Here is a 22,337-nt window from a genome sequence, read left to right as displayed (position 1 = left end):
CGGATCCCGTTTCCGCTTCCGCTCCCCGGCCCGCTGCGGCGCCCGCCGCCGGGCCCACGGGCCCGCTCACTCCTCGTCCGCCTGCTTGCGCAGCTCGGCCGCGAGCTCGTACAGCCCGGCGAGGTCCATCCCCGTGCCGAGCAGCGGCAGTTCGTACGCCGGCACCTCCAGCCGGGACAGCACCCGGCGCTGCGCCCGCTCCAGCGCCACCCGGCCCGCATGCTCCGCAGCCTGCTCCAGCAGCGGGTCCACCAGCCGCTCCGCGAGTCCGCCCAGCCCGGCCCGGGACAGGGCGTGCGCCACGTCCCCGCGCAGCTCGCCGGCCGCCCGCAGGGCCTCGTCGTCCAGGTGGTGCGGACGGACCATGTTGACCACGACCCGTCCCACCGGCAGGCCCGCCTGCGCCAGCTCGGCGATCCCGTCGGCTGTCTCCTGGACGGGCATCTCCTCCAGCAGCGTCACGAAGTGCACCGCCGTCTCGCGGGACTTGAGCACCTTCATGACGGCCTGCGCCTGGTTGTGGATCGGCCCGATCCGGGCCAGCCCCGCCACCTCGTCGTTCACGTTGAGGAACCGGGTGATCCGCCCCGTCGGCGGCGCGTCCATCACCACGTGGTCGTACACGTACCGGCCGGACCGGTCCTTGCGGCGGACCGCCTCGCACGCCTTGCCCGTCAGCAGCACGTCCCGCAGCCCGGGCGCGATGGTCGTCGCGAAGTCGATCGCGCCGAGCTTCTTCAGCGCGCGGCCCGCCGACCCCAGTTTGTAGAACATCTGGAGGTAGTCCAGCAGCGCCTGCTCGGCGTCGATGGCGAGCGCGTACACCTCCCCGCCGCCTGCTGCGACGGCGATCTTCCGCTCCTCGTAGGGGAGCGCCTCCGTCCCGAAGAGCTGCGCGATACCCTGCCTGCCCTCGACCTCCACCAGAAGAGTCCGCCTGCCCTCGCGCGCGAGGGCCAGCGCGAGTGCCGCGGCGACCGTGGTCTTCCCGGTTCCGCCCTTGCCGCTGACCACCTGGAGCCTGCTCACAGCCTCTGAGCCTAACCACTCGCTCCCCGGGCCGCGCAGGACCCTCTCCCCCCGGACGCGGCCCCGCCCCGCCCGGCGCGGCCCGCCCGCGGCAGGCGATACGCTCGCCCCCATGACCAAGAAGTTCGAATACGCGACGGTCCCGCTGCTGGTCCACGCCACGAAGCAGATCCTGGACACCTGGGGCGAGGACGGCTGGGAGCTCGTCCAGGTCGTGCCCGGCCCGAACAACCCGGAGCAGCTCGTGGCCTACCTCAAGCGGGAGAAGGCATGAGCGGCGCCGTCGAAGCAAAGCTGGCCGAACTCGGCCTGACCCTGCCCGAGGTCGTCCCGCCGCTCGCCGCGTACCAGCCGGCCGTCCGGTCGGGCGCCTACGTGTTCACCGCGGGCCAGCTCCCGATGGTCAAGGGCAGCCTGCCGGTCACCGGCAAGGTCGGCGCCGAGGTCTCCGCCGAGCAGGCGAAGGAGCTCGCGGCGACCTGCGCGCTGAACGCCCTGGCCGCCGTCAAGTCCGTCGCGGGCGACCTCGACCGGATCGCGCGCGTCGTGAAGGTCGTCGGCTTCGTCGCCTCCGCCCCCGACTTCACCGGCCAGCCGGGCGTCCTCAACGGCGCCAGCGAGCTGCTCGGCGCGGTCCTCGGCGACAAGGGCGTCCACGCCCGCAGCGCCGTCGGCGTCGCCGTCCTCCCGCTGGACGCGCCCGTCGAGATCGAGATCCAGGTCGAGCTCCTGCCCGACGCCTGACCGGCACCGCCGTCGTCCCGCAGGCCGGGCCCGTACGCCGTCCGCGGCGCGGGGCCCGGCCTGCGGCACACCCCCCGGCCTGCGGCGCGCTGCCCGCAGCGGCGTGCGGCCCTCGAACATCGGGCCGGATGGCCGTAGCATCCCCGCATGCCCAACGGTGAGCAGGGACAGCAGCAGACACCCGGAACCAGCCCCGCCGGCGGCCAGTGGTACCCGCCGGAGTGGCCGGGTCTCATCCGCGCCCTCGCGGACGGCAGCCTGACCCCGGCGGAGCCCCGCCGCGCGTCGACCGTGATGCTGCTCCGCGACACCGCCGCCGGGCCGGTCGTGCACATGCTGCGCCGCCGCACCTCCATGGCCTTCGCGGGCGGCGCGTACGCCTACCCGGGCGGCGGCGTCGATCCGCGCGACGAGGAGCACCTCGTCGGCTGGGCCGGCCCCGGCCTCGGGGAGTGGGCGGAGCGGCTGGGCACGGATGCCCGTACCGCCCAGGCCATCGTCTGCGCGGCGGTCCGCGAGACTTTCGAGGAGGCGGGCGTCCTCCTCGCGGGCGAGAGCGCCGGCACGGTCGTCGGGGACACCACCGGCGACGACTGGGAGGCCGACCGGCAGGCACTCGTCGCCCGCGAGCTGTCCTTCGCGGAGTTCCTCGACCGGCGCGGGCTGCGGCTGCGCTCGGACCTGCTCGGCGCGTGGGCGCGCTGGATCACGCCCGAGTTCGAGCCGCGCCGCTTCGACACCTGGTTCTTCGTGGCCGCCCTGCCCGAGGGGCAGCGGACCCGGGACGTCTCCACCGAGGCCGACCGGACGGTGTGGATCCGCCCCGCCGACGCCGCGGCCGGCTACGACCGGGGCGAGCTGCTGATGATGCCGCCGACGATCTCCACCCTGCGCTCGCTGGAGCCGTACGGGAGCGCCGCCGGCGCCCTCGCGGCGGCCCCCGGCCAGGACCTCGCGCCCGTGCTCGCACAGGCGGTGCTGGAGAACGGCGAGGTGGTGCTCAGCTGGCCCGGCCACGAGGAGTTCACCAAGCGCGTCAGCTTCGGAGGTGCCTCGTGACCGACGCCGCCGCACTGCCCGGCCGTCCCCGCGGAGCGGTCGCCTCCGGCCGCTCCACCCCGCGCGCCTACAACGTCCTCGCGCCCAACCCGTCGGCGATGACCCTCGACGGCACCAACACCTGGATCGTCGCCGAGCCCGACTCCGACCTGGCCGTCGTCATCGACCCCGGGCCCCTCGACGAGGGGCACCTGGAGGCGGTCGTGGCGACCGCCGAGCGGATGGGCAAGCGCATCGCCCTGACCCTCCTGACGCACGGCCACGCCGACCACGCCGCGGGCGCCGGCCGCTTCGCCGAACTCACCGGAAGCAGGGTCCGCGCCCTCGACCCGGCGCTCCGCCTCGGCGACGAGGGGCTCGCCGCAGGGGACGTCGTCCGCACCGGCGGCCTGGAGCTGCGCGTCGTCCCCACGCCCGGGCACACCTCCGACTCGCTCTGCTTCCACCTGCCCGCCGACCGGGCCGTGCTGACCGGCGACACGATCCTGGGCCGCGGCACCACGGTCGTCGCGCACCCGGACGGGCGCCTCGGCGACTACCTGGACTCCCTGCGCCGGCTGCGCTCGCTGACCGTCGACGACGGGGTCCGGACGGTCCTGCCGGGCCACGGCCCGGTCCTGGACGACGCGCAGGGCGCGGTGGAGTTCTACCTCGCCCACCGCGCGCACCGGCTCGCGCAGGTCGAGACGGCCGTCGAGGACGGCTACACGACCCCCGAGGAGGTCGTCGCCCACGTCTACGCGGACGTCGACAGGTCGCTGTGGCCGGCGGCCGAATGGTCCGTGCGCGCACAACTCGAGTACCTTCAAGATCACGGACTGATCCCCGGGGGGCCCGAGTGACCACCCTTTACCTGCTGCTCGTCCTGCTCGCCGTCGCGGCGTGGATGACGTCGACCGTCAGCCTGCGCATGAAGGCCCTGGAGCGGCGCGCGGAGCGGCTGGAGCGGCGCCTCGGCCTCCTCCTGGCCCACCTGGGCGTCGAGGAGCCCGAGCCGGCCGGCCTGGAGGAGGTACGGGCACTGCTGCGGGAGGGCCGCACCGTGTCCGCGATCAAGGCGTACCGGGAGGCGACGGGCGCGGGGCTGGCCGAGGCGAAGGCGGCGGTGGAGGCGCTGGCGGAGCTGGAGGCGGACCCCGCCTGAGCGCCCGACGCGCCTGAGCGCCTGACGCGCCTGAGCCGAGGGCGCGCCTGAGCCGACGACGGCCTGAGCCGACGACGCGCCGACACCCGGGGCGGCCGCCCGGCCGCCTCACCCACCCTTCGTGCCGATGCGGGCCGCGTACTCGGCGGCGAGCCACGGGCCGAGGTCCTCGACCAGGTCCCGTACGGCGGCCCGGTCGGCCGCGGGCTCCAGTGCCAGCGCGGCCGCGGCCCGCATCTGGGCGGCCCGCTCCGGGTAGTACCGGCCGAAGACCTCCGCGGACTCGGCGAGGTCGCTCGTCCAGCCGCCCCAGCGCGGCATCACCAGCGTGAATCCGGTGCGCACCAGGTGCCGGGACCAGCCGCGGGCCAGCCGCCGCAGCTCCGCGGGGCCCTCGGCGCGGGCGAGCCGCTGCCGCCAGGCGGGCAGCAGGTCGGCCAGGTCGCCGTTGGTCCCGCGGGCGAGGCGGATGTCGGGGCGGTAGCGGGGCAGGTCCTCGGCCAGGTCGGGGCCGAGCAGCGGGGTGCACAGGCAGGCCAGGAACCAGCCCATGTCGTGGCGTTCCTGCTCGCTCAGCAGGCGGTCCCGCCCGTACAGCAGCAGCCCCACCCCGTCGATCTGGGGGAAGTCCTCGTCGAGGGTGCGGGCCAGCACCTCGGCGGTGTCCCGGTCGTCTCCGGAGGGCTCGTGGTGCAGCGCCAGCAGCAGGTCCAGGTCGGAGCGGCCGGGCCGGGCCGTGCCGCGCGGGACCGACCCGTACAGGTAGGCGCTGTGCAGCCGGGGCCCGTAGGCGTCACGGATCCGCAGGCGCGCCGCGGCGACGACGGGCGTGAACGGCTCGCGGATCCGGCCGAGGGAGCCCTCCCGCTCGATGTAGCCGTTCGCGTCGACGCCCCGCTGCTCGCCCATGGCCCTACTGTGCCTCGCGCTGCGGCGGAAGGGGCTCCTGGGGTGCCTGAGGTGCTGCGGAAGCGCGGGAGGGGCCCTGCCCCGGTTCCGCCCGGGCAGGGCCCCTCCCGTTGCTTCCGCCGCGCTCGGGCGGTGCCGGTCGGCGCGGGGGGTCAGCGCGAGCGCTTGGCCAGGCGCTCGACGTCCAGCAGGATCACGGCGCGGGCCTCCAGGCGGAGCCAGCCGCGGCCCGCGAAGTCGGCCAGGGCCTTGTTCACGGTCTCGCGCGAGGCGCCGACGAGCTGCGCCAGCTCCTCCTGCGTCAGGTCGTGGACGACGTGGATGCCCTCCTCGGACTGCACGCCGAAGCGGCGCGACAGGTCCAGGAGCGCCCGGGCGACACGGCCCGGGACGTCGGAGAAGACCAGGTCGGACATCTGGTCGTTGGTCTTGCGCAGGCGGCGGGCCACCGCGCGCAGCAGCGCGGTCGCGACCTCGGGGCGGGCGTTCAGCCAGGGCTGGAGGTCCCCGTGGCCCAGGCCCAGGAGCTTGACCTCGGTCAGGGCGGTCGCCGTGGCGGTGCGCGGGCCCGGGTCGAAGAGCGAGAGCTCGCCGATCAGCTCGCCGGGGCCGAGGACGGCCAGCATGTTCTCGCGGCCGTCGGGGGAGGTGCGGTGCAGCTTCACCTTGCCCTCGGTGACCACGTACAGCCGGTCACCGGGGTCGCCCTCGTGGAACAGGGCGTCACCGCGCGCGAGAGTCACCTCGCTCATCGAGGCGCGGAGCTCCGCGGCCTGCTCGTCATCGAGCGCCGCGAAGAGCGGGGCGCGCCGCAGAACGTCGTCCACGAGTCTCTCTCCTATGTCGACCAGCTCAGGGGACCGTGTTCCCCATTTTGCCGGACGGCTCAAACAGTGCGATCAATCACAAGGATGCCGGACGTACGGGCCTGCTGTGCTGCGGGCGCCCAAACGGAGTGGTGTTACCAGAGGTCCGGGCGGGTGTACGCGGCCGGCCTTAGGCTGGCCGGGTGTCCAATAAGCCGGTGAGAGCACAGGCCAAGGGGTCCGCGGGAGTGACGCTCGCGCCCGATTCAGCTGTGGGCGAACAAGCCCCCCGAAAGGCGCCCTCGAAGCCGCCGACGGCGCGCGCGCAGCCCGCGGGCAAAGCTTCGGCCAAGAAAACGGAATCACGCCTGGCCATGGTCCGCAGGGCCCGCAGGATCAACCGGGAGCTGGCCGACGTCTACCCGTACGCCCACCCGGAACTCGACTTCCGGAACCCCTTCGAGCTGCTCGTCGCCACGGTTCTGTCCGCCCAGACGACCGACCTGAGGGTCAACCAGACGACCCCCGCGCTGTTCGCGGCCTACCCGACCCCCGAGGACATGGCCGCGGCCGTCCCCGAGGAGCTGGAGGAGCTCATCCGGCCGACCGGGTTCTTCCGGATGAAGGCGAAGTCCCTGCTGGGGCTGTCCGCCGCCCTGCGCGACCGCTTCGGCGGCGAGGTCCCGGGACGGCTCGAAGACCTCGTCACCCTGCCGGGCGTGGGCCGCAAGACGGCCAACGTCGTCCTCGGCAACGCGTTCGGAGTCCCCGGCCTGACCGTGGACACCCACTTCCAGCGGCTGGTCCTGCGCTGGAAGTGGACCGAGCAGAAGGAGCCGGAGAAGATCGAGGCGGAGATCGCCGCGATCTTCCCCAAGAGCGAGTGGACGATGCTCTCGCACCGGATCATCTTCCACGGCCGCCGCATCTGCCACGCCCGCAAGCCGGCCTGTGGCGCCTGCCCGATCGCCCCGCTGTGCCCCGCGTACGGGGAGGGCGAGACGGACCCGGAGAAGGCGAAGAAGCTCCTGAAGTACGAGAAGGGCGGACAGCCGGGCCAGCGGCTCAGCCCGCCGCCGGACTACCCGGGCAGCCCGGCCCGGCCGTCGGAGCCCGCGGCGCAGCGGCCGGGGGCCGGCGGTACGGCCGGCACCGCGGGCGGCAGTACGGGGGACGGCGGCGCGGCGGCGTCCTGAGCAGGTCGGCGGGCCCGCCACACGGGGCGGACCCGCGCAGGAACGGAACCGGGCCGGCGGGGCGTTGTCCCGGTGCGGGACGGCGCCGGCGACGGCAGGCGGCACAGCACACAGCACGGCACGGCACGGCACGGCACGACGGCAGGGAACAGGGATTGCCCATGACGCGCGGAGCACGGGACGACAGCAGCGTGGCCCAGGCGGCCGCCCCACCGGGCAGGCCGGGCGGCAGGCCGCACGGCCTGCCGCCCGCCCCGGTGGTCACCACCGACGGCCTGCCCGGCTGGCTCGGCCCCGTCGCCGAGGCCGTGCGCACGGTCCGCCCGACCCAGCTCAGCCGCTTCCTGCCGCCCGAGGACGGTCGCGGCCGCCAGTCCGCCGTCCTCATCCTCTTCGGGGAGGGCGCCCGCGGCCCGGAGCTGCTCCTGATGGAGCGCGCCGGCAGCCTGCGCTCGCACCCGGGCCAGCCCTCGTTCCCCGGCGGCGCCCTCGACCCGGAGGACGGCGACCCGCACACCACCGGCCCGCTGCGGGCCGCCCTGCGCGAGGCCGAGGAGGAGACCGGGCTCGACCCTGCCGGGGTCCAGCTCTTCGGCGTGCTGCCGCGCCTCTACATCCCGGTCAGCGAGTTCGTCGTCACGCCCGTCCTCGGCTGGTGGCGCGAGCCCAGCCCGGTCGGCGTCGTCGACCCCGCCGAGACGGCCCGGGTCTTCACCGTGCCCGTGGCCGATCTCACGGACCCCGCGCACCGCGCCACCGCCGTCCACCCCAGCGGCCACCTGGGCCCGGCGTTCACCGTGCACGACGCCCTGGTCTGGGGTTTCACCGCCGGGGTGATCGACCGCATGCTCCACTTCGCGGGATGGGAGCGGCCCTGGGACCGCTCGCGGCAGGTCCCGCTCGACTGGCGCGCATGAGACGGTGGCCCATGTGAACGTGCTGGACATCCTGTTGCTGGTCGCCGCCGTGTGGTTCGCGATCGTCGGTTATCGCCAGGGCTTCGTCGTCGGCATCCTGTCGGTGATCGGCTTCCTCGGCGGCGGTCTCATCGCCGTGTCGGTGCTTCCCCTGGTCTGGGACCAGGTGACCGACGACGGCACCCAGGTGTCCACCACCGTCGTGGTGGCCGCCGTCGTCGTGGTCATCATCTGCGCCTCCATCGGGCAGGCCTTCACCACCCACCTGGGGAACCGGCTGCGCCGCCACATCACGTGGTCGCCGGCGCGGGCCCTCGACGCGACCGGCGGCGCCGTCGTCAACGTCGTCGCCATGCTGCTCGTGGCGTGGCTGATCGGCTCGGCGCTCGCCGGGACCTCGCTGCCCACGCTGGGCAAGGAGGTCCGCAACTCAAAGGTGCTGCTGGGCGTGGCGCGGGTGCTCCCGGCCCAGGCGAACACCTGGTTCTCGGACTTCTCCTCCGCCCTCACGCGCAACGGCTTCCCGCAGGTCTTCAGCCCGTTCTCCAACGAGCCGATCACCGCGGTACGGGAACCGGACCCGGCGCTGGCGACGAGCCCCGTCGCCGAGGCGGCCAAGCGCTCGATCGTGAAGGTCGTCGGGACCGCGCCGAGTTGCAGCAAGGTGCTGGAGGGCACCGGGTTCGTCTTCGCCCCGGGCCGCGTCATGACCAACGCGCACGTCGTGGGCGGCGTCAGCGAGCCGACCGTGCAGGTCGGCGGCGAGGGCAAGCTGTATGACGGCAAGGTCGTGCTGTACGACTGGGAGCGCGACATCGCCGTCCTGGACGTGCCCAAGCTGAAGGCGCCGCCGCTGGAGTTCACCGAGAAGGACGCCGGCAGCGGCAGTGACGCGATCGTCGCGGGCTTCCCGGAGAACGGCGCCTACGACGTCCGCTCCGCCCGCGTCCGCGGCCGCATCAACGCCAACGGCCCGGACATCTACCACCGCGGCACCGTCCGCCGCGACGTGTACTCGCTGTACGCGACCGTCCGCCAGGGCAACTCGGGAGGTCCGCTGCTCACGCCCGACGGCAAGGTGTACGGGGTGGTCTTCGCCAAGTCGCTCGACGACCCGAACACCGGCTACGCGCTCACGGCGGACGAGGTCCGCGACGACATCCGGCTCGGGAAGACGAACGACCGCCGCGCCGACACCCAGGGGTGCGCCCTGTGACCGGGGGCCGCTGAGCTGCGGGGCCGCGGGGGCCCGCCCGGGCTGCGGCCCGCGCGGCTACGGTGTGCGCTGGTGGCGCAGCCGGGCCGAGAACCAGCGGGCCCGGCGGCGCAGGATACGCGGGATTCCGAGCCGTGGGTCGTGGCCCTCGCGGCCCGTCCTCCCGTACGCGCCCGGCGTCGCTGCCGGGCGGCGGTCGCGTGCGGTGTCACCGTGGTCGTGCGTCCAGCCCATACAACGTGCTGTGCCCGGGCCCGAACGTCCGTAACCCCTTCTGCGGCCTCCAATTGGCCTATGCGCGCGGCAATTGAATGCTTGTAGGACCGCGGGTCCGGCAATCCGTCAGGTCGCTCAGCGGTCCGGCTCGGGGTCCTTCAGCCAGCCGATCAGCTCGGACGAGAAGGCGACGGGGTCCTCCTCGTGCGGGAAGTGCCCGAGTCCGTCGAACAGCCGCCACCGGTACGGGGCTTCGACGAACTCGCCGGATCCGGCGGCGCTGCGCGTGCGCATCACGGGGTCGAGGGAGCCGTGCATGTGCAGCGTCGGCACCCGTACCGGCATCTTCATACGGCGGTTGAACTGGAGCCCGTCCGGCCGGGCCATGGAGCGCATCATCCAGCGGTACGGCTCGATCGAGCAGTGGGCGGTCGACGGGATGCACATGGCCCGCCGGTAGACCGCGAGGTCGTCCTCCGAGCCGTCCTCGCGGAGCCGCGGACCGGACCAGTCCCGGATGAGCCGGCCGACGAGCGCCCCGTCGTCGGCGACGAGCTGCCGCTCGGGGACGAACGGGCGCTGGAAGCCCCAGATGTGCGAACTCGCCCGGGTCTGGCCGAGGTCGGAGAGCATCGCCGACCGCCAGCGCCGCGGGTGGGGCATCGACACGACGGCGAGGCGGCGCACCAGCTTGGGCCGCATCGCGGCGGCCGTCCAGGCGAGGTAGCCGCCGAGGTCGTGCCCGACGAGCGCGGCGTCCGGCTCGCCGAGGGAGCGGATCACCCCGGTGACGTCCAGGGCCAGGTTCGCGGGGTCGTAGCCGCGCGGGGTGCGGTCGCTGCCGCCGACACCGCGCAGGTCCATGGCGACCGCGCGGTAGCCGGCGTCGGCGAGGGCGGTCAGCTGGTGCCGCCAGGTCCACCAGAACTGGGGGAAGCCGTGCAGGAGCAGGACGAGCGGGCCGTCACCGAGCTCGGCGACGTGGAACCGGGCGCCGTTGGCGGCGACGTCCCGGTGGGTCCACGGCCCGTCGAGGCGCACTGCCGTCGCGGTGGTCGGCGGTGTGCTGGGGTCCGGTGCGCTCGCTGTCATGAGGACGAGCGTGCCACACCCACCGCCTTGTCACTCAACGGCCGCGGATGCGGCTTGACGGTGCCGACGACGGCCGCGGTCTGCTTCACGGAGGCGATGGACCTCTCCGGCGGCTTGACCTTCTGGAGCTTGGACTTCCCGATCAGGATGAGCAGGGCCGCGAACAGCAGGAACGCCACGCCGACGATGAGGAACGACCAGGCGAGGCCGAGCCCGAGGTTGTGGATCCCGTACGCCGCGGCGAAGCTCAGCACGGGCAGGGAGAACAGGGCGAACACCCCTGCGACCGAGATGGCGGCGCCGCCGATACCCGCGCGCTTGACGTCCTGGCGGAGTTCCGCCTTGGCGAGGGCGATCTCGTCGTGCACCAGGGCGGACATCTCGGCGGTGGCCGAGGCGACCAGCTGGCCGAGTGTGCGCTCGGCTCCTTGCGCCCCTTGGTCCACTGCGGTCATCGCTCTCTCCCTCTGTCGTCTGCCGGCGGCTGTCCTCCGTCGGACACAAGCGTTCAGTTCAGATCATGCCGGACGGTCGCCCGCTCCGCTGGACCCGGCCGCCCCTTCGGCGGTGCCGCCGGGCGCTTCGGAGCCCGCGGCGGCCGCGGCGGCGCGGGCCAGGCGGCGGTGCTCGGCGGCCTTGTCCTCGTGGATCCGCGCCATGCGCAGGTGGTACTGCGGGTTGCCGGCCTCGTAGATGTCCGGGATGCCGTCGTGGTCCTCGTCGCGCTCTTCCGCCTCGGTGAGGGCGCGGTAGGTGCGGTCGCGCAGTTTGAGCAGCACGCCCGCCAGGACGGCGGCGATGAGGGAGCCGACCAGGACGGCGGCCTTCACCTCCTCGGCCAGTACGGGGTCGTCGGCGAAGGCGAGTTCGCCGATCAGCAGTGAGACGGTGAAGCCGATGCCGGCGAGTCCGGACACGGCGAGGACGTCCGGCCAGGCCAGGTCCTTGTTCAGCTCGGCCCGGGTGAAGCGCGCGGCCAGCCAGGTGCCGCCGAAGACGCCGGCCGTCTTGCCGACGACCAGGCCGAGGACGACGCCGAGGGGCTCCGGCCGGGCGAAGACCTCGGCGAGGGCCCCGCCGGAGAGGGGGACGCCGGCGGAGAACAGGGCGAACAGCGGCACGGCGATGCCAGCCGACAGGGGCCGCACCAGGTGCTCGACGTGCTCGCCGGGGGAGTGCTCCTCCCCTTCCCTGCGGGTGCAGCGGAGCATGAGGCCCATGGCCACGCCGGCGATCGTGGCGTGGACGCCGCTGTTGTACATGAGTGCCCACACGGCGATCGCGAGGGGGACGTACACGTACCAGCCGCGGACGCCCGTGCGCAGCAGGATCCACATCAGGGCCAGGCCGGCGAGGGCGCCGGCGAGCTGCGGGAGGCGGATGTCGCCGGTGAAGAAGACCGCGATGATCAGGATGGCGAAGAGGTCGTCGACGACGGCGAGGGTGAGCAGGAAGGCGCGCAGGGCGGACGGCAGCGAGGTGCCGAGGACCGCGAGCACGGCCAGCGCGAAGGCGATGTCGGTGGCGGTGGGGACCGCCCATCCGCCGAGCGAGCCTCCTCCGGCCGTGTTGACGGCCGTGTAGACCAGCGCGGGCACGGCCATGCCGCAGACGGCGGCGATCACGGGGAGGGCGGCCGCCTTGGGGTCGCTGAGGTCGCCCGCGACGAGTTCGCGTTTGAGCTCGATGCCGGCGACGAAGAAGAAGATCGCGAGGAGGCCGTCGGCCGCCCAGTGCTGCAGCGAGAGGTCCAGGCCGAGCGCGGCGGGGCCGAAGTGCAGGTCGCGGACGGTGTCGTAGCTCGCGGAGACCGCGGGGATGTTGGCCCACAGCAGGGCGGCCACCGCGGCTGCCAGGAGGACGATGCCGCCGACGGTCTCGGTGCGCAGGGCGTCCGCCACGTAGCGGCGCTCGGGCAGGGAGAGGAGGCCGAGGAACGCACGGCGGGAGGGGGAGTCGGGGGAGTGGGGCGGGCGGGGCGCGGCCACGGGTGGCACCTCGGGTGTGCGCGGGCTTGCAGCGGACGATCGCCACCTTATGCGCGACCGGGGCATCCGGCGCGGCGGTCGCGTCGGATGCCCCGGTCAACGGGCGGGTGCCGGCGGTCAGTCCTCGGAGGACGCCGAGGGCAGCTTGGTCTGGATGAGGTCCATGACCGTGGCGTCGGCGAGAGTGGTGACGTCGCCGACGGCGCGGTTCTCGGCCACGTCGCGCAGCAGGCGGCGCATGATCTTGCCCGAGCGGGTCTTGGGCAGCTCGGCGACCGGCAGGATGCGCTTGGGCTTGGCGATCGGGCCGAGGGTGGCGGCCACGTGGCTGCGGAGCTCGGCGGTGAGGCCGTCGTCCTCGCTGGCGGTGCCGCGGAGGATGACGAAGGCGACGATGGCCTGGCCGGTGGTCGGGTCGGCGGCGCCGACGACGGCGGCCTCGGCGACGGCCGGGTGGGAGACGAGGGCGGACTCGACCTCGGTGGTGGAGATGTTGTGGCCGGAGACGAGCATGACGTCGTCGACGCGGCCCAGCAGCCAGATGTCCCCGTCCTCGTCCTTCTTCGCGCCGTCGCCGGCGAAGTAGCGGCCGGGGAAGCGGGACCAGTAGGTGTCGGTGTAGCGCTGGTCGTCGCCCCAGATCGTGCGGAGCATCGACGGCCACGGCTCGGTCAGGACGAGGTAGCCGCCCGCGCCGTCGGGGACTTCGGCCGCCTCGTCGTCGACGACGGTGGCGCTGATGCCGGGCAGCGGACGCTGGGCGGAGCCCGGCTTGGTCTCGGTGACGCCGGGCAGCGGCGAGATCATCATCGCGCCGGTCTCGGTCTGCCACCAGGTGTCGACGATCGGGCAGCGGTCGCCGCCGATGTGCTTGCGGTACCAGATCCACGCCTCGGGGTTGATGGGTTCGCCGACCGAGCCGAGGACGCGCAGGCTGGACAGGTCGAACTTGGCGGGGATGTCGTCGCCCCACTTCATGAACGTCCGGATGGCGGTGGGGGCGGTGTAGAGGATCGTCACCCCGTACTTCTGGACGACCTCCCAGAAGCGGCCCTGGTGCGGCGTGTCGGGCGTGCCCTCGTAGAGCACCTGGGTGGCGCCGTTGGCCAGCGGCCCGTAGACGATGTACGAGTGGCCGGTGACCCAGCCGATGTCGGCGGTGCACCAGTAGACGTCGGTCTCGGGCTTGAGGTCGAAGACGGCGTGGTGCGTGTAGGCCGTCTGCGTGAGGTAGCCACCGGAGGTGTGCAGGATGCCCTTGGGCTTACCGGTGGTGCCGGAGGTGTAGAGGATGAACAGCGGGTGCTCGGCCGGGAAGGGCTGGGGGGTGTGCTCGCTGCTCTGGCGGTCGACGATCTCGTGCCACCAGACGTCGCGGCCTTCGGTGAAGGCGGTGTCCTGGCCGGTGCGTCGGACGACGAGGACGTGCTCGACCTGCGGGCACTTGGCCAGAGCGTCGTCGATGGCCGGCTTGAGGGCGGACGGCTTGCCGCGCCGGTGGCCGCCGTCGGCGGTGATGACGAGCTTGGCGTCGGCGTCCTGGATGCGGGAGGCGACGGCGTCCGCGGAGAACCCGCCGAAGACGACGGAGTGGGCGGCGCCGATGCGGGCGCAGGCGAGCATCGCGACGACGGCCTCGGGGATCATCGGCAGGTAGACCGCGACGCGGTCGCCGGCGGTGACGCCGAGTTCCGCCAGGGCGTTCGCGGCGCGGGACACCTCGTCCTTGAGCTGGGCGTAGGTGATCGTGCGGGTGTCGCCCGGCTCGCCTTCGAAGTGGAGCGCGACCCGGTCGCCGTTGCCGGCCTCGACGTGCCGGTCGACGCAGTTGTAGGCGACGTTGAGGGTCCCGTCGGCGAACCACTTCGCGAACGGCGGGTTGCTCCAGTCCAGGGTCTCGGTCGGCTCCTGCGCCCAGGTCAGGCGGCGGGCCTGCTCGGCCCAGAAACCCAGCCGGTCCGCCGCGGCCTGTGCGTACGCCGCCTGCGTCACGTTCGCTTCGGCCGCCAGACCGGCAGGCGGAGCGAACCGCCGCTCCTCCTTGAGCAGATTGGCCAGGCTCTCGTTGCTCACGACATCTCCCTTTCCCAGGGTGTCCGTTGTGTCCCCGGGCATAGCTCATCAGTCGAACGGGCCGGTGACAAGGGGTAACCCGAAATTGGTTTAGACCTATAGCGCGTCGTCCCCCGCACACGAGCGGCCCCCTCCCGCCGGACGGGGGAAGGGGCCGAACGATGGCACGGAAACGGGAGGGTATCGGTTCGGGCGCGTCCTGATCAGGTACGCCCGCCGACACTGTCAAAAACGCGGCAGTCGAAGAAGTCCTCCCCCTCGGACAGCAGGTAGGCCTGGGCCTCGCCCACGTGGAAGTACATGCCGTGCAGCTCCAGCGTGCCCTCCGCGAGCCGTCGGGCCACCGACTCGTGCGCCCGCAGGTGCTCCAGCTGCTGCACGACGTTCGTCAGGCACAGCTGTTCCACCGCGTCCGCCGGGAGCCGGCCGGAGATCCGCGCCCAGGTGTGGTGCGGGCTGTCCATCCGCTCCAGGCTCGGCCGGCCGTGCCGCAGCCACCGGCCGAGCGGCGTCGCCGACTCTCCGGGCGCGGAGTTCAGCAGTGCCTGCATGGCCCCGCAGCCCGAGTGCCCGCACACGGTGATGCTGTCCACCTGGAGCACGTCCACCGCGTACTCGATGGCCGCGGCGACCGAGTCGTCCCCGGTCTCGGCTCCGGGCAGCGGCACCAGGTTCCCGACGTTGCGGACGGTGAACAGGTCGCCGGGACCGCTGGCCGTGATCATGCTGGTGACGAGCCTGGAGTCCGCGCAGGTGAGGAAGAGCTGCGAGGGCCGCTGCCCCTCGCGGGCCAGCCGGGCCAGCTCGTCGCGGACGTGCGGCGCGGTGTCCCGCTGGAAGGCCGTGATCCCGCTGGCGAGACGGCTGGCGCCGCGGTTGCGCGGGGCCGCGGCAGCTCCGGCCCCGTCCGCGGCGGAGCCGGGGTCCGCCGCGGGGCCCGCCCGGCCGGCGTCGGCCGACGCGGACGGAACCGGAGCCGCCTCCGGGTGCGTGCGCTCGCCGACCGCCTGGTGGTCGCAGTGGTTCTTCCACGGGGTCCACGGCCGGCAGCACTGGTGGCCGGAGCCGGAAGCGGAAGCCGCTCGGGAAGCGGGCACGGTGCCGGTCCCCGGCTCCGCCGGAGGGCCGTCCACCTCCAGCGTGCCGCCGTGCGCCAGATGGGACTCCTGCCAGTCGTGCAGCGTCTCGTACGCGGCGTGGTCCATGAAGGAGCCCTGCAGCTCCACGACCACATGCCCCTGGTGGGGGATCTGCGCCAGGGTCCGGCTCAGCCGCGGCACCGCGAGGAAGGTCAGCTGGCCGCGTACCGCCAGGTGGTGGACGCCGTCCCGCACCTCCACCGTGATCCTCGTCCGGGCCAGCCGGTGCAGGGCCAGCACCACGGCCACCGCGATCCCGACGGCGACGCCTTCCAGGACGCCGCCGAGGACGACCGCCGCGATGGTGGTCGCGTACACGGCGATCTCCCGGTGGCGGGTGACCGTCCGCATATGGGTGATGCTCACCATCTGCACGCCCACCGCCATGACGAGCGCGGCCAGCGCCGCCAGCGGGATGAGGTCGAGGACGGGCACGAGGAGCCCGGCCGCGAGCACCACCCAGAAGCCGTGCAGCATGGCCGATTTGCGGCTCATCGCTCCGGACTTCACGTTCGCCACGCTGCGGACCGCGACACCGGTGATGGGCAGGCCGCCGAGTGCGCCGGAGACGATGTTCGCCGCGCCCTGGCCGCGGAGCTCGCGGTCGAGGTCGGCGCGCGGCGGCCGGGAGGCGGTGGGCCGCTCGGAGGCGATCAGCTTGTCCGTGGCGACCGAGGACAGCAGGGACTCGACGCTGCCCACCAGGGTGATGGTCAGGACGGCGGCGATGAGCCCGAGAACCGGGCCCTCGGGCAGCTCGGGGAGCGCGTGGCTGCGCCAGGAGGGCAGGTCCACGCGGGGCAGCCGCAGGCCGGCGAAGGCGGCGACCGCGGTGGCGGTGCCGACGGCGGCGAGCGCGGCGGGCACCTTGCGCAGGGCCAGGCCGGCCCGCCCGGGCAGCCGCGGCCAGGCGATGAGGAGGACCAGTGTGAGCGCGCTGATCCCGAGGGCGGTCGGGTGGATGTCGGCCAGCTGCGAGGGCAGCTCGCGGACGTTGGCGAGGGCGGAGCTCTGCGGGGTCCCGCCGAGGACGATGTGCAGCTGCGCCAGGGCGATCGTCACGCCGATGCCGGCGAGCATGCCGTGCACGATGGCCGGGCTGACCATCAGGGCGGAGCGGGCGGTGCGCAGTGCGGCGAGGCCGAGCTGGCAGCAGCCGGCGAGGACGGTGATGGCGCAGGTGGTGCGCCAGCCGTACCGCTGGATCAGCTCGGCGGTGACGACGGTGAGTCCTGCTGCCGGGCCGCTGACCTGGAGCGGGGCTCCTCCGAAGTAGCCGGCCACGAGGCCGCCGGCGGCTGCCGCCACCAGGCCTGCCTGGAGCGGCGCGCCGGTGGCGAGGGCGATGCCGAGGGAGAGGGGCAGGGCGATGAGGAAGACGGTGAGGGAGGCGGAGAAGTCCGCCGACAGGCCGGTCCGGTCGGGTGTCCGGCCCGGTGGGGAAGGGGCGTCGGGCTTGGTGCCGAGGGTGCCGGCGGGGGGCTTGGAGAAGGTGGCTGTCACGGGGTCCCGTCTCCTCTGTGAGGGATGAAGCGGCGGGAATCAGCAGAAAGCAGTCGTCGGCAGTCGAATACGGTCGCCGTTCGATGCGGACATCTACGGCGTCTCAACACTCAGTAAATGAAAGGTAATGCTGAGTAAAGCACTGCGGAGGGTAATACGGGCAAACGGCCTAGAGATTCCCCCTCCCTGCTGAATAAGCATTTTTTACGGCTTGTCACACCATCTCCGAGGGGTGCGGCGTGGGACGTTGCGGCCCGGAAGCGAAGTCCTGCGAGGCAAGCGAGGAGAGGTGGACGGATGATCGCCGCCACGAAGAAGACCGCCGGCGGCCTGGTCGCCATGGCGCTGGTGCTGGGCGCCGCCGGGTGCAGCGGTTCGGAGTCCGCCGGCCCCGCCCGCGGGCCGGGAGGGAAGGAGGGCGCGGCCGCGCCGGAGGCCCCGGGCAGCGTCAACCGGCCGATCGGCGACGGCTCGACCGCGTACACCGGCCCGCAGCCCCGTGTGGCCGCGCAGCAGCGGATGAAGCCCGGCGAGAAGCCCCCGCAGTTCGTGGTCTTCTCCTGGGACGGTGCCGGTGAGGACAGCCAGAAGCTCTTCTCGCACTTCCGCGAGGTCGGCAGGAAGTACAACGCCCGGATGACGTACTTCCTCTCCGGCGTGTACATGCTCCCGGAGGAGAAACGTTCCCTCTATGTGGCTCCGCAGCACGACCCGGGCCGTTCCGACATCGGCTTCGGCGACCTCCAGGGCATCAAGGACACCGCCACCCAGATCCGCGCCGCCTGGCTGGAGGGCAACGAGATCGGCACCCACTTCAACGGGCACTTCTGCGGCCCCGACGGGGGCGTCGGCACCTGGTCCGTCGAGGAGTGGAAGAGCGAGATCAACCAGGCCAAGTCCTTCGTCAAGAACTGGAAGACCAACTCCGGCCTGAAGGACCTGCCGGCGCTGCCGTTCGACTACGACAAGGAGCTCATCGGGGCCCGCACACCCTGCCTGGAGGGGCAGAAGAACTTCATGCTCGCCGCCAAGGGCATGGGCTTCCGCTATGACTCCAGCGGTATCTCCAAGCAGGTCTGGCCCAAGAAGACGGAGGGCCTCTGGGACATCCCGCTCCAGCTCGTGCCCCTGCCCGGCCGCGCCTTCGAGACGCTGAGCATGGACTACAACTACATGGTGAACCAGTCGGGGACGACGACCCAGGGCGACCCCTCGCAGCACGTCTACTGGGGCAACCAGATGCGCGACGGCCTCCTCCAGGCCTTCGAGCGCGCGTACCAGGGCAACCGCGCCCCGCTGATCATCGGCAACCACTTCGAGTCCTGGAACGGCGGCACGTACATGCGGGCCGTCGAGGAGACCATCAAGGGCACCTGCACCCGCCCGGAGGTCCGCTGCGTGCCGTTCCGCGAGCTGGTCGACTGGCTCGACGCCCAGGACCCGGAGGTCCTGGAACGGATGCGGACGCTCGGCGTCGGCGAGGCCCCGAAGGAGGGCTGGGCGAAGTTCCTGACGGCCGCGCCCGCCTCCCCGTCCGCCGGAGCCGCGGTCAAGCCGGCTGCGGGGCCTGCCGCAGAGGAAGCGGCGCAGGACTGAGCAGTCCCGCCGCCGCGGGGACTTCCGCCGCCGCGGGCCCGTCGGCGGAGCCCTCGCGCAGGACGAAACCGGGATCGACCTGGGCCGCCAGGTCGATCCCGGTCCTGGCGTTGCCCCAACTCTGCGCGTTGCGCAGGTGGAAGTGCACCATCTGCGCCGTGTAGCGCTCCCAGTCGCGGAGGGCGTACGAGGCGTCGGCTGCCCCCCGGAGCGCTTCCAGGGCCCGCCGGCTGTCCTCCTCCAGCAGCGCGAACGGCGCCGGGCGGCCCTTCTCCATCGCCCGCACCCAGTCCGAGTGCCCGACCGCCACCAGCAGGTCCTCGCCCACCTCGTCCTGCAGGAAGGCCAGGTCGTCCTCGCCCTGCACCTTGTTCCCCACGACCCTCAGCGCAACCCCGAAGTCCCGCGCGTACTCCTTGTACTGGCGGTAGACGGAGACGCCCTTGCGGGTCGGCTCGGCGACCAGGAAGGTCATGTCGAAGCGGGTGAACATGCCGGAGGCGAAGGAGTCCGAGCCGGCGGTCATGTCGACCACCACGTACTCGCCCGGCCCGTCGACCAGGTGGTTGAGGCAGAGCTCCACCGCCCCGACCTTCGAGTGGTAGCAGGCGACCCCCAGGTCCGATTCCGTGAACGGGCCCGTGGCCATCAGCCGTACTGCCCCGCCGTCGAGCTGCACCTCCCGCGCACACGCCGCGTAGACCGGATTGTCCTCGGTGACGCGCAGCAGGCGCGATCCGGCGCCGGGAGGCGTCGTTTTGATCATCGAATCGGCCGACGCGATCCGCGGGTTGGAGCCCCGCAGGTACTCCTTGACGAGGGGCAGGTGCGCACCGAGGGCGGGGAGGGCGGCGGCCTGCGCCTCGTCGAGGCCGAGGGCGGCGCCGAGGTGCTGGTTGATGTCCGCGTCAACGGCGACGACGGGCGCGCCCGCCGCGGCGAGGTGGCGGATGAAGAGGGAGGACAGGGTGGTCTTGCCGCTGCCTCCCTTTCCGACGAAAGCGATCTTCATGTTCACGAAGGGTAGTCGTTCGATCGCTGTGGGTGGTGTGAATGAGTGGGCAAGACCACTCCAAGGAGGGGTCGGTGGCACGGCCCGGCAGTGCGTAGGCTCCCTACCTATGAGTAGCGCTGCCGACCCGCTGGCCGCCCTGGGCTCCCTGCCGGGCGTCACCGAAGCCGTGGATTCCGTACGCAAGGCCGTGGACCGGGTCTACGGGCACCGCGTCATGCGCCGGCGCAGCGGTGAGATCACCTCCGAGGCCGCCCTGCGCGGTGCCCGCGCCAGCGCCGCCCTGTCCGGGGCGGACTGGGCGCTGGAGGAGGTGCGCCGCCGCACCGACTTCAGCGCGGACGCGGAGGCCCGCACGGTAGGCGCCGCCCTGCGGCTCACCGCGGAGGCGGGCCAACTCCTCAGCATCTGGCGCCAGTCGCCCCTGCGGGTGCTCGCCCGCCTGCACCTGGTGGCGGTGGGCTCCACGGCCGACGGCGACGCGGTGGGCCGCCCGCGCCTGGCCGGGGAGCCCGTGGACGAGCCCCTGGTCGCGCAGCCGCTGCCCTCGGCCGACGAGGTCGCGGGCCGGCTGGACGGCCTGTCCCGGCTGGTCCTCGCCGGCAGCTCCGCACCGGCACTGGTGATGGCGGCGGTGGTGCACGGCGAACTGCTGGCGCTGCGCCCCTTCGCCTCCCGCAACGGGCTGGTGGCGCGGACCGCCGAGCGGATCGTGCTGATCAACAGCGGCCTGGACCCGAAGGCCGTCTGTCCTGCCGAGGTCGGCCACGCCGAACAGGGCCGGGACGCCTACCTGGAGGCCTTCGAGGGCTACCTGTCGGGGACGCCCGACGGGATGGGCCGCTGGATCGCGCACTGCGGCCGGGCAGTCGAGCTGGGCGTCCGCGAGTCGACGGCGGTGTGCGAGGCGCTCCAGCGCGGCGCGGCCTGAGGGCCCCGGCCTGTCCTGAGGGCCCGGCCGCCCGTCCCGAGGGCCCGGCCCTCGGGGGAGCCCGTACAAACGGGTTGCGGCGACACCGTCCTGCTCTGGTGTCGCCGCTGGCACTCCCGCCGGGTTACCAAGCGTCCTCGATATGTGCCCATCAGGTCGGGGTCTTTGCCCGGTTACCTGGTGCGGCTGGCCCGTAATCGACGGGTCGACGTCGCGTGGGTGCTCGGCGTTCGTGCATTCGGTCCGTGGGGCCTTACTGCGTTCTAAAGATGATCCTCTCGGATGTTCTTCGGTCTCGCGGGCCGTGACTCCTTTGTACTCCGCTTCCGGGATAAGCGGAACCCCTGGCAATTTTTTTTACTTTCCAGGGCGTACGGGGGTGAACCGGGCGCCCGGAGGCCGGGCGGGCCGGTCCGGGGCCGCGGCGGGCGGCGGGGCGCGGCGGGGCTCAGGCGCTGGCGGCCCTCGCGGCCGTGGCGGCCGCGGCCAGGGCGCCGGCCTTGCGGCGGCTCGCGTACCAGACCAGGCCCGCGGTGGCGGCTGCCGCGCCGACTGCCGCGGCGGCGACCAGGGCCGGGCGCGCGGGCATGGAGAATCCCGGCAGCCGCTGCTTGAGCCGCACCGGCCGGTTGAACACCAGCACCGGCCATTCGCGCGCCGCCGCCTCGCGCCGCAGCGCCCGGTCGGGGTTGACCGCGTGCGGGTGGCCGACTGCCTCCAGCATCGGGACGTCGGTGATCGAGTCGCTGTACGCGTAGCAGCGGGAGAGGTCGTAGCCCTCGGACTCGGCGAGCTCCCGCACTGCCTCCGCCTTGGTGGGCCCGTACGCGTAGTACTCGATGTCGCCGGTGAAGCAGCCGTCCTCGCCGATCACCATGCGCGTGGCGACGACCCGGTCCGCGCCGAGCATCTCGCCGATCGGCTCGACGACCTCCGCCCCGGAGGTCGAGACGATCACCACGTCGCGGCCCGCGGTGTGGTGCGCCTCGATGAGGGACGCCGCCTCGTCGTAGATCAGCGGGTCGATCAGGTCGTGCAGGGTCTCGGCGACGATCTCCCGCACCTGCTGCACGTTCCACCCCTTGCACAGGGCGGACAGGTACTCCCGCATGCGCTCCATCTGGTCGTGGTCGGCGCCGCCGACCAGGTAGATGAACTGGGTGTACGCGGTGCGCAGCACGGCCCGGCGGTTGATCAGACCGCCGTGGTAGAACGACTTGCTGAACGTCAGCGTGCTGGACTTCGCAATGACCGTCTTGTCCAGGTCGAAGAAGGCTGCGGTGCGGGGCGACGAGTGCGGCAAGGGCTGGATTTCCACGCCCCGAGCATATGCGCCCACCATTCGGCGTAAGGTGTGGCGCGTGGGTTTGCCTGAGAAGGCTCTCGGGTACACCATGGAAGTCACGGATCGTTCGCGACCGTGCTAACCCGGTCTGGCTCCTCCCCCCCCGAGTCGGACCGTGGGGACGACCCCCGCTCTCCCCCCCGGCGGGGGTCGTCGCATGTCCGGACGCGGTTCGCGTCCTTTCCGCCGGTCTCCACCGCTCACTGCCGCCCCCCTGCCCTTCCGTGGCGGGCCGGCGCGGTGCCGGCCTCCACCTCTCAGGACTCGTCACGGTGCGTGATGGTTCCGCAGCGCTGGGGAACTCACCCGTGAGGGTGGCGGAGTTATTCACAAGGCTCCCGTTGTCCACGGTTTTCGAGCAAGATCCACTTCTTTTTCCGGATCGCTGCACGGTGATTGCGGGCCGCGAAGTCCGCGGCGCC

At 73.0% G+C, this 22,337-nt stretch carries 20 protein-coding genes; 10 read left to right on the top strand and 10 right to left on the bottom strand.

The window, feature by feature from the left end; all coding sequences use genetic code 11:
* Nucleotides 1–66: 66 nt before the first annotated feature.
* The gene (gene bagA, locus MUK52_RS14030; RefSeq protein WP_284576619.1) at nt 67–1,029 is read right to left on the bottom strand and encodes an ATPase BagA; all 963 of its coding nucleotides are present in this window, start codon (nt 1,027–1,029) and stop codon (nt 67–69) included.
* Between the two features lie 112 nt (nt 1,030–1,141).
* Here bagA and sp36 point away from each other — a divergent pair, with 112 nt between their 5' ends.
* The 5 genes from sp36 (at nt 1,142) to MUK52_RS14005 (ending at nt 3,976) form a co-directional block, all read left to right on the top strand.
* Nucleotides 1,142–1,303 (top strand): Sp36 family protein, encoded by a 162-nt coding sequence (gene sp36 / locus MUK52_RS14025; protein ID WP_007264966.1) that lies wholly within the window; start codon nt 1,142–1,144, stop codon nt 1,301–1,303.
* On the top strand, nt 1,300–1,773 hold the full coding sequence (locus MUK52_RS14020; RefSeq protein ID WP_114053502.1) for a RidA family protein: 474 nt from the start codon (nt 1,300–1,302) through the stop codon (nt 1,771–1,773). The genes sp36 and MUK52_RS14020 overlap by 4 nt, the downstream gene beginning before the upstream one ends.
* A 147-nt stretch (nt 1,774–1,920) precedes the next feature.
* On the top strand, nt 1,921–2,832 hold the full coding sequence (locus tag MUK52_RS14015) for an NUDIX hydrolase (protein WP_284576606.1): 912 nt from the start codon (nt 1,921–1,923) through the stop codon (nt 2,830–2,832).
* Entirely contained in the window at nt 2,829–3,674 is an 846-nt protein-coding gene (locus MUK52_RS14010; RefSeq protein ID WP_284576604.1) for an MBL fold metallo-hydrolase, read from the top strand. The genes MUK52_RS14015 and MUK52_RS14010 overlap by 4 nt, the downstream gene beginning before the upstream one ends.
* The gene (locus tag MUK52_RS14005) at nt 3,671–3,976 is read left to right on the top strand and encodes a hypothetical protein (RefSeq protein WP_114053505.1); all 306 of its coding nucleotides are present in this window, start codon (nt 3,671–3,673) and stop codon (nt 3,974–3,976) included. Before MUK52_RS14010 ends, MUK52_RS14005 begins: the two co-directional genes overlap by 4 nt.
* A 108-nt stretch (nt 3,977–4,084) precedes the next feature.
* Here MUK52_RS14005 and MUK52_RS14000 read toward each other — a convergent pair whose 3' ends face one another.
* The gene (locus tag MUK52_RS14000) at nt 4,085–4,885 is read right to left on the bottom strand and encodes a nucleotidyltransferase domain-containing protein (RefSeq protein WP_114053506.1); all 801 of its coding nucleotides are present in this window, start codon (nt 4,883–4,885) and stop codon (nt 4,085–4,087) included.
* 152 nt (nt 4,886–5,037) lie between these two features.
* Nucleotides 5,038–5,712 (bottom strand): Crp/Fnr family transcriptional regulator, encoded by a 675-nt coding sequence (locus MUK52_RS13995; RefSeq protein ID WP_014046869.1) that lies wholly within the window; start codon nt 5,710–5,712, stop codon nt 5,038–5,040.
* Nucleotides 5,713–6,065: 353 nt separating this feature from the next.
* Between MUK52_RS13995 and nth the strand changes: the two genes are divergently transcribed.
* The 3 genes from nth (at nt 6,066) to MUK52_RS13980 (ending at nt 9,020) form a co-directional block, all read left to right on the top strand.
* Nucleotides 6,066–6,887, top strand: a complete 822-nt coding sequence (gene nth, locus MUK52_RS13990) for an endonuclease III (RefSeq protein WP_428985381.1) — start codon at nt 6,066–6,068, stop codon at nt 6,885–6,887.
* A 161-nt stretch (nt 6,888–7,048) separates the two neighbouring features.
* Nucleotides 7,049–7,804 (top strand): NUDIX hydrolase, encoded by a 756-nt coding sequence (locus MUK52_RS13985; protein WP_114053507.1) that lies wholly within the window; start codon nt 7,049–7,051, stop codon nt 7,802–7,804.
* A gap of 13 nt (nt 7,805–7,817) precedes the next feature.
* Nucleotides 7,818–9,020: a MarP family serine protease gene (locus MUK52_RS13980; protein WP_114053508.1), complete on the top strand. Its 1,203-nt coding sequence runs from the start codon at nt 7,818–7,820 to the stop codon at nt 9,018–9,020.
* A gap of 351 nt (nt 9,021–9,371) precedes the next feature.
* Here MUK52_RS13980 and MUK52_RS13975 read toward each other — a convergent pair whose 3' ends face one another.
* The 5 genes from MUK52_RS13975 to MUK52_RS13955 form a co-directional block, all read right to left on the bottom strand.
* Complete coding sequence (locus MUK52_RS13975; RefSeq protein ID WP_114053509.1) at nt 9,372–10,328, bottom strand: alpha/beta fold hydrolase; 957 nt, start codon at nt 10,326–10,328, stop codon at nt 9,372–9,374.
* Complete coding sequence (locus MUK52_RS13970) at nt 10,325–10,783, bottom strand: phage holin family protein (RefSeq protein WP_114053510.1); 459 nt, start codon at nt 10,781–10,783, stop codon at nt 10,325–10,327. Before MUK52_RS13970 ends, MUK52_RS13975 begins: the two co-directional genes overlap by 4 nt.
* Before the next feature lie 63 nt (nt 10,784–10,846).
* Nucleotides 10,847–12,316, bottom strand: a complete 1,470-nt coding sequence (nhaA, locus tag MUK52_RS13965) for a Na+/H+ antiporter NhaA (protein WP_284576578.1) — start codon at nt 12,314–12,316, stop codon at nt 10,847–10,849.
* Nucleotides 12,317–12,433: 117 nt separating this feature from the next.
* The gene (gene acs / locus MUK52_RS13960) at nt 12,434–14,389 is read right to left on the bottom strand and encodes an acetate--CoA ligase (protein WP_284576575.1); all 1,956 of its coding nucleotides are present in this window, start codon (nt 14,387–14,389) and stop codon (nt 12,434–12,436) included.
* 203 nt (nt 14,390–14,592) lie between these two features.
* Nucleotides 14,593–17,031 carry a bifunctional SulP family inorganic anion transporter/carbonic anhydrase gene (locus tag MUK52_RS13955; RefSeq protein ID WP_502963567.1) on the bottom strand — a complete coding sequence of 813 codons (2,439 nt, stop codon included), beginning with the start codon at nt 17,029–17,031 and terminating at the stop codon, nt 14,593–14,595.
* A 297-nt stretch (nt 17,032–17,328) separates the two neighbouring features.
* Between MUK52_RS13955 and MUK52_RS13950 the strand changes: the two genes are divergently transcribed.
* Entirely contained in the window at nt 17,329–18,627 is a 1,299-nt protein-coding gene (locus tag MUK52_RS13950; protein ID WP_114053514.1) for a polysaccharide deacetylase family protein, read from the top strand.
* Here MUK52_RS13950 and MUK52_RS13945 read toward each other — a convergent pair.
* Nucleotides 18,581–19,639 carry an ATP-binding protein gene (locus MUK52_RS13945; protein ID WP_114058384.1) on the bottom strand — a complete coding sequence of 353 codons (1,059 nt, stop codon included), beginning with the start codon at nt 19,637–19,639 and terminating at the stop codon, nt 18,581–18,583. The two genes, MUK52_RS13950 and MUK52_RS13945, sit on opposite strands and share 47 nt — an antisense overlap.
* A gap of 109 nt (nt 19,640–19,748) precedes the next feature.
* On the opposite strand from MUK52_RS13945, the gene MUK52_RS13940 reads away from it, so the two are divergent.
* Nucleotides 19,749–20,570 (top strand): Fic family protein, encoded by an 822-nt coding sequence (locus tag MUK52_RS13940; protein ID WP_284576572.1) that lies wholly within the window; start codon nt 19,749–19,751, stop codon nt 20,568–20,570.
* Nucleotides 20,571–21,018: 448 nt separating this feature from the next.
* On the opposite strand, the gene MUK52_RS13935 is transcribed toward MUK52_RS13940, so the two are convergent.
* The gene (locus tag MUK52_RS13935) at nt 21,019–21,912 is read right to left on the bottom strand and encodes an HAD family hydrolase (RefSeq protein ID WP_114053516.1); all 894 of its coding nucleotides are present in this window, start codon (nt 21,910–21,912) and stop codon (nt 21,019–21,021) included.
* Between the last annotated feature and the right edge of the window lie 425 nt (nt 21,913–22,337).

Source organism: Streptomyces sp. 2P-4 (assembly GCF_030167965.1).
Lineage (GTDB): Bacteria > Actinomycetota > Actinomycetes > Streptomycetales > Streptomycetaceae > Streptomyces > Streptomyces globosus_A.
Note: the sequence above shows the minus strand (reverse complement) of the source record. Positions and strands in the feature narration are given on the sequence as shown.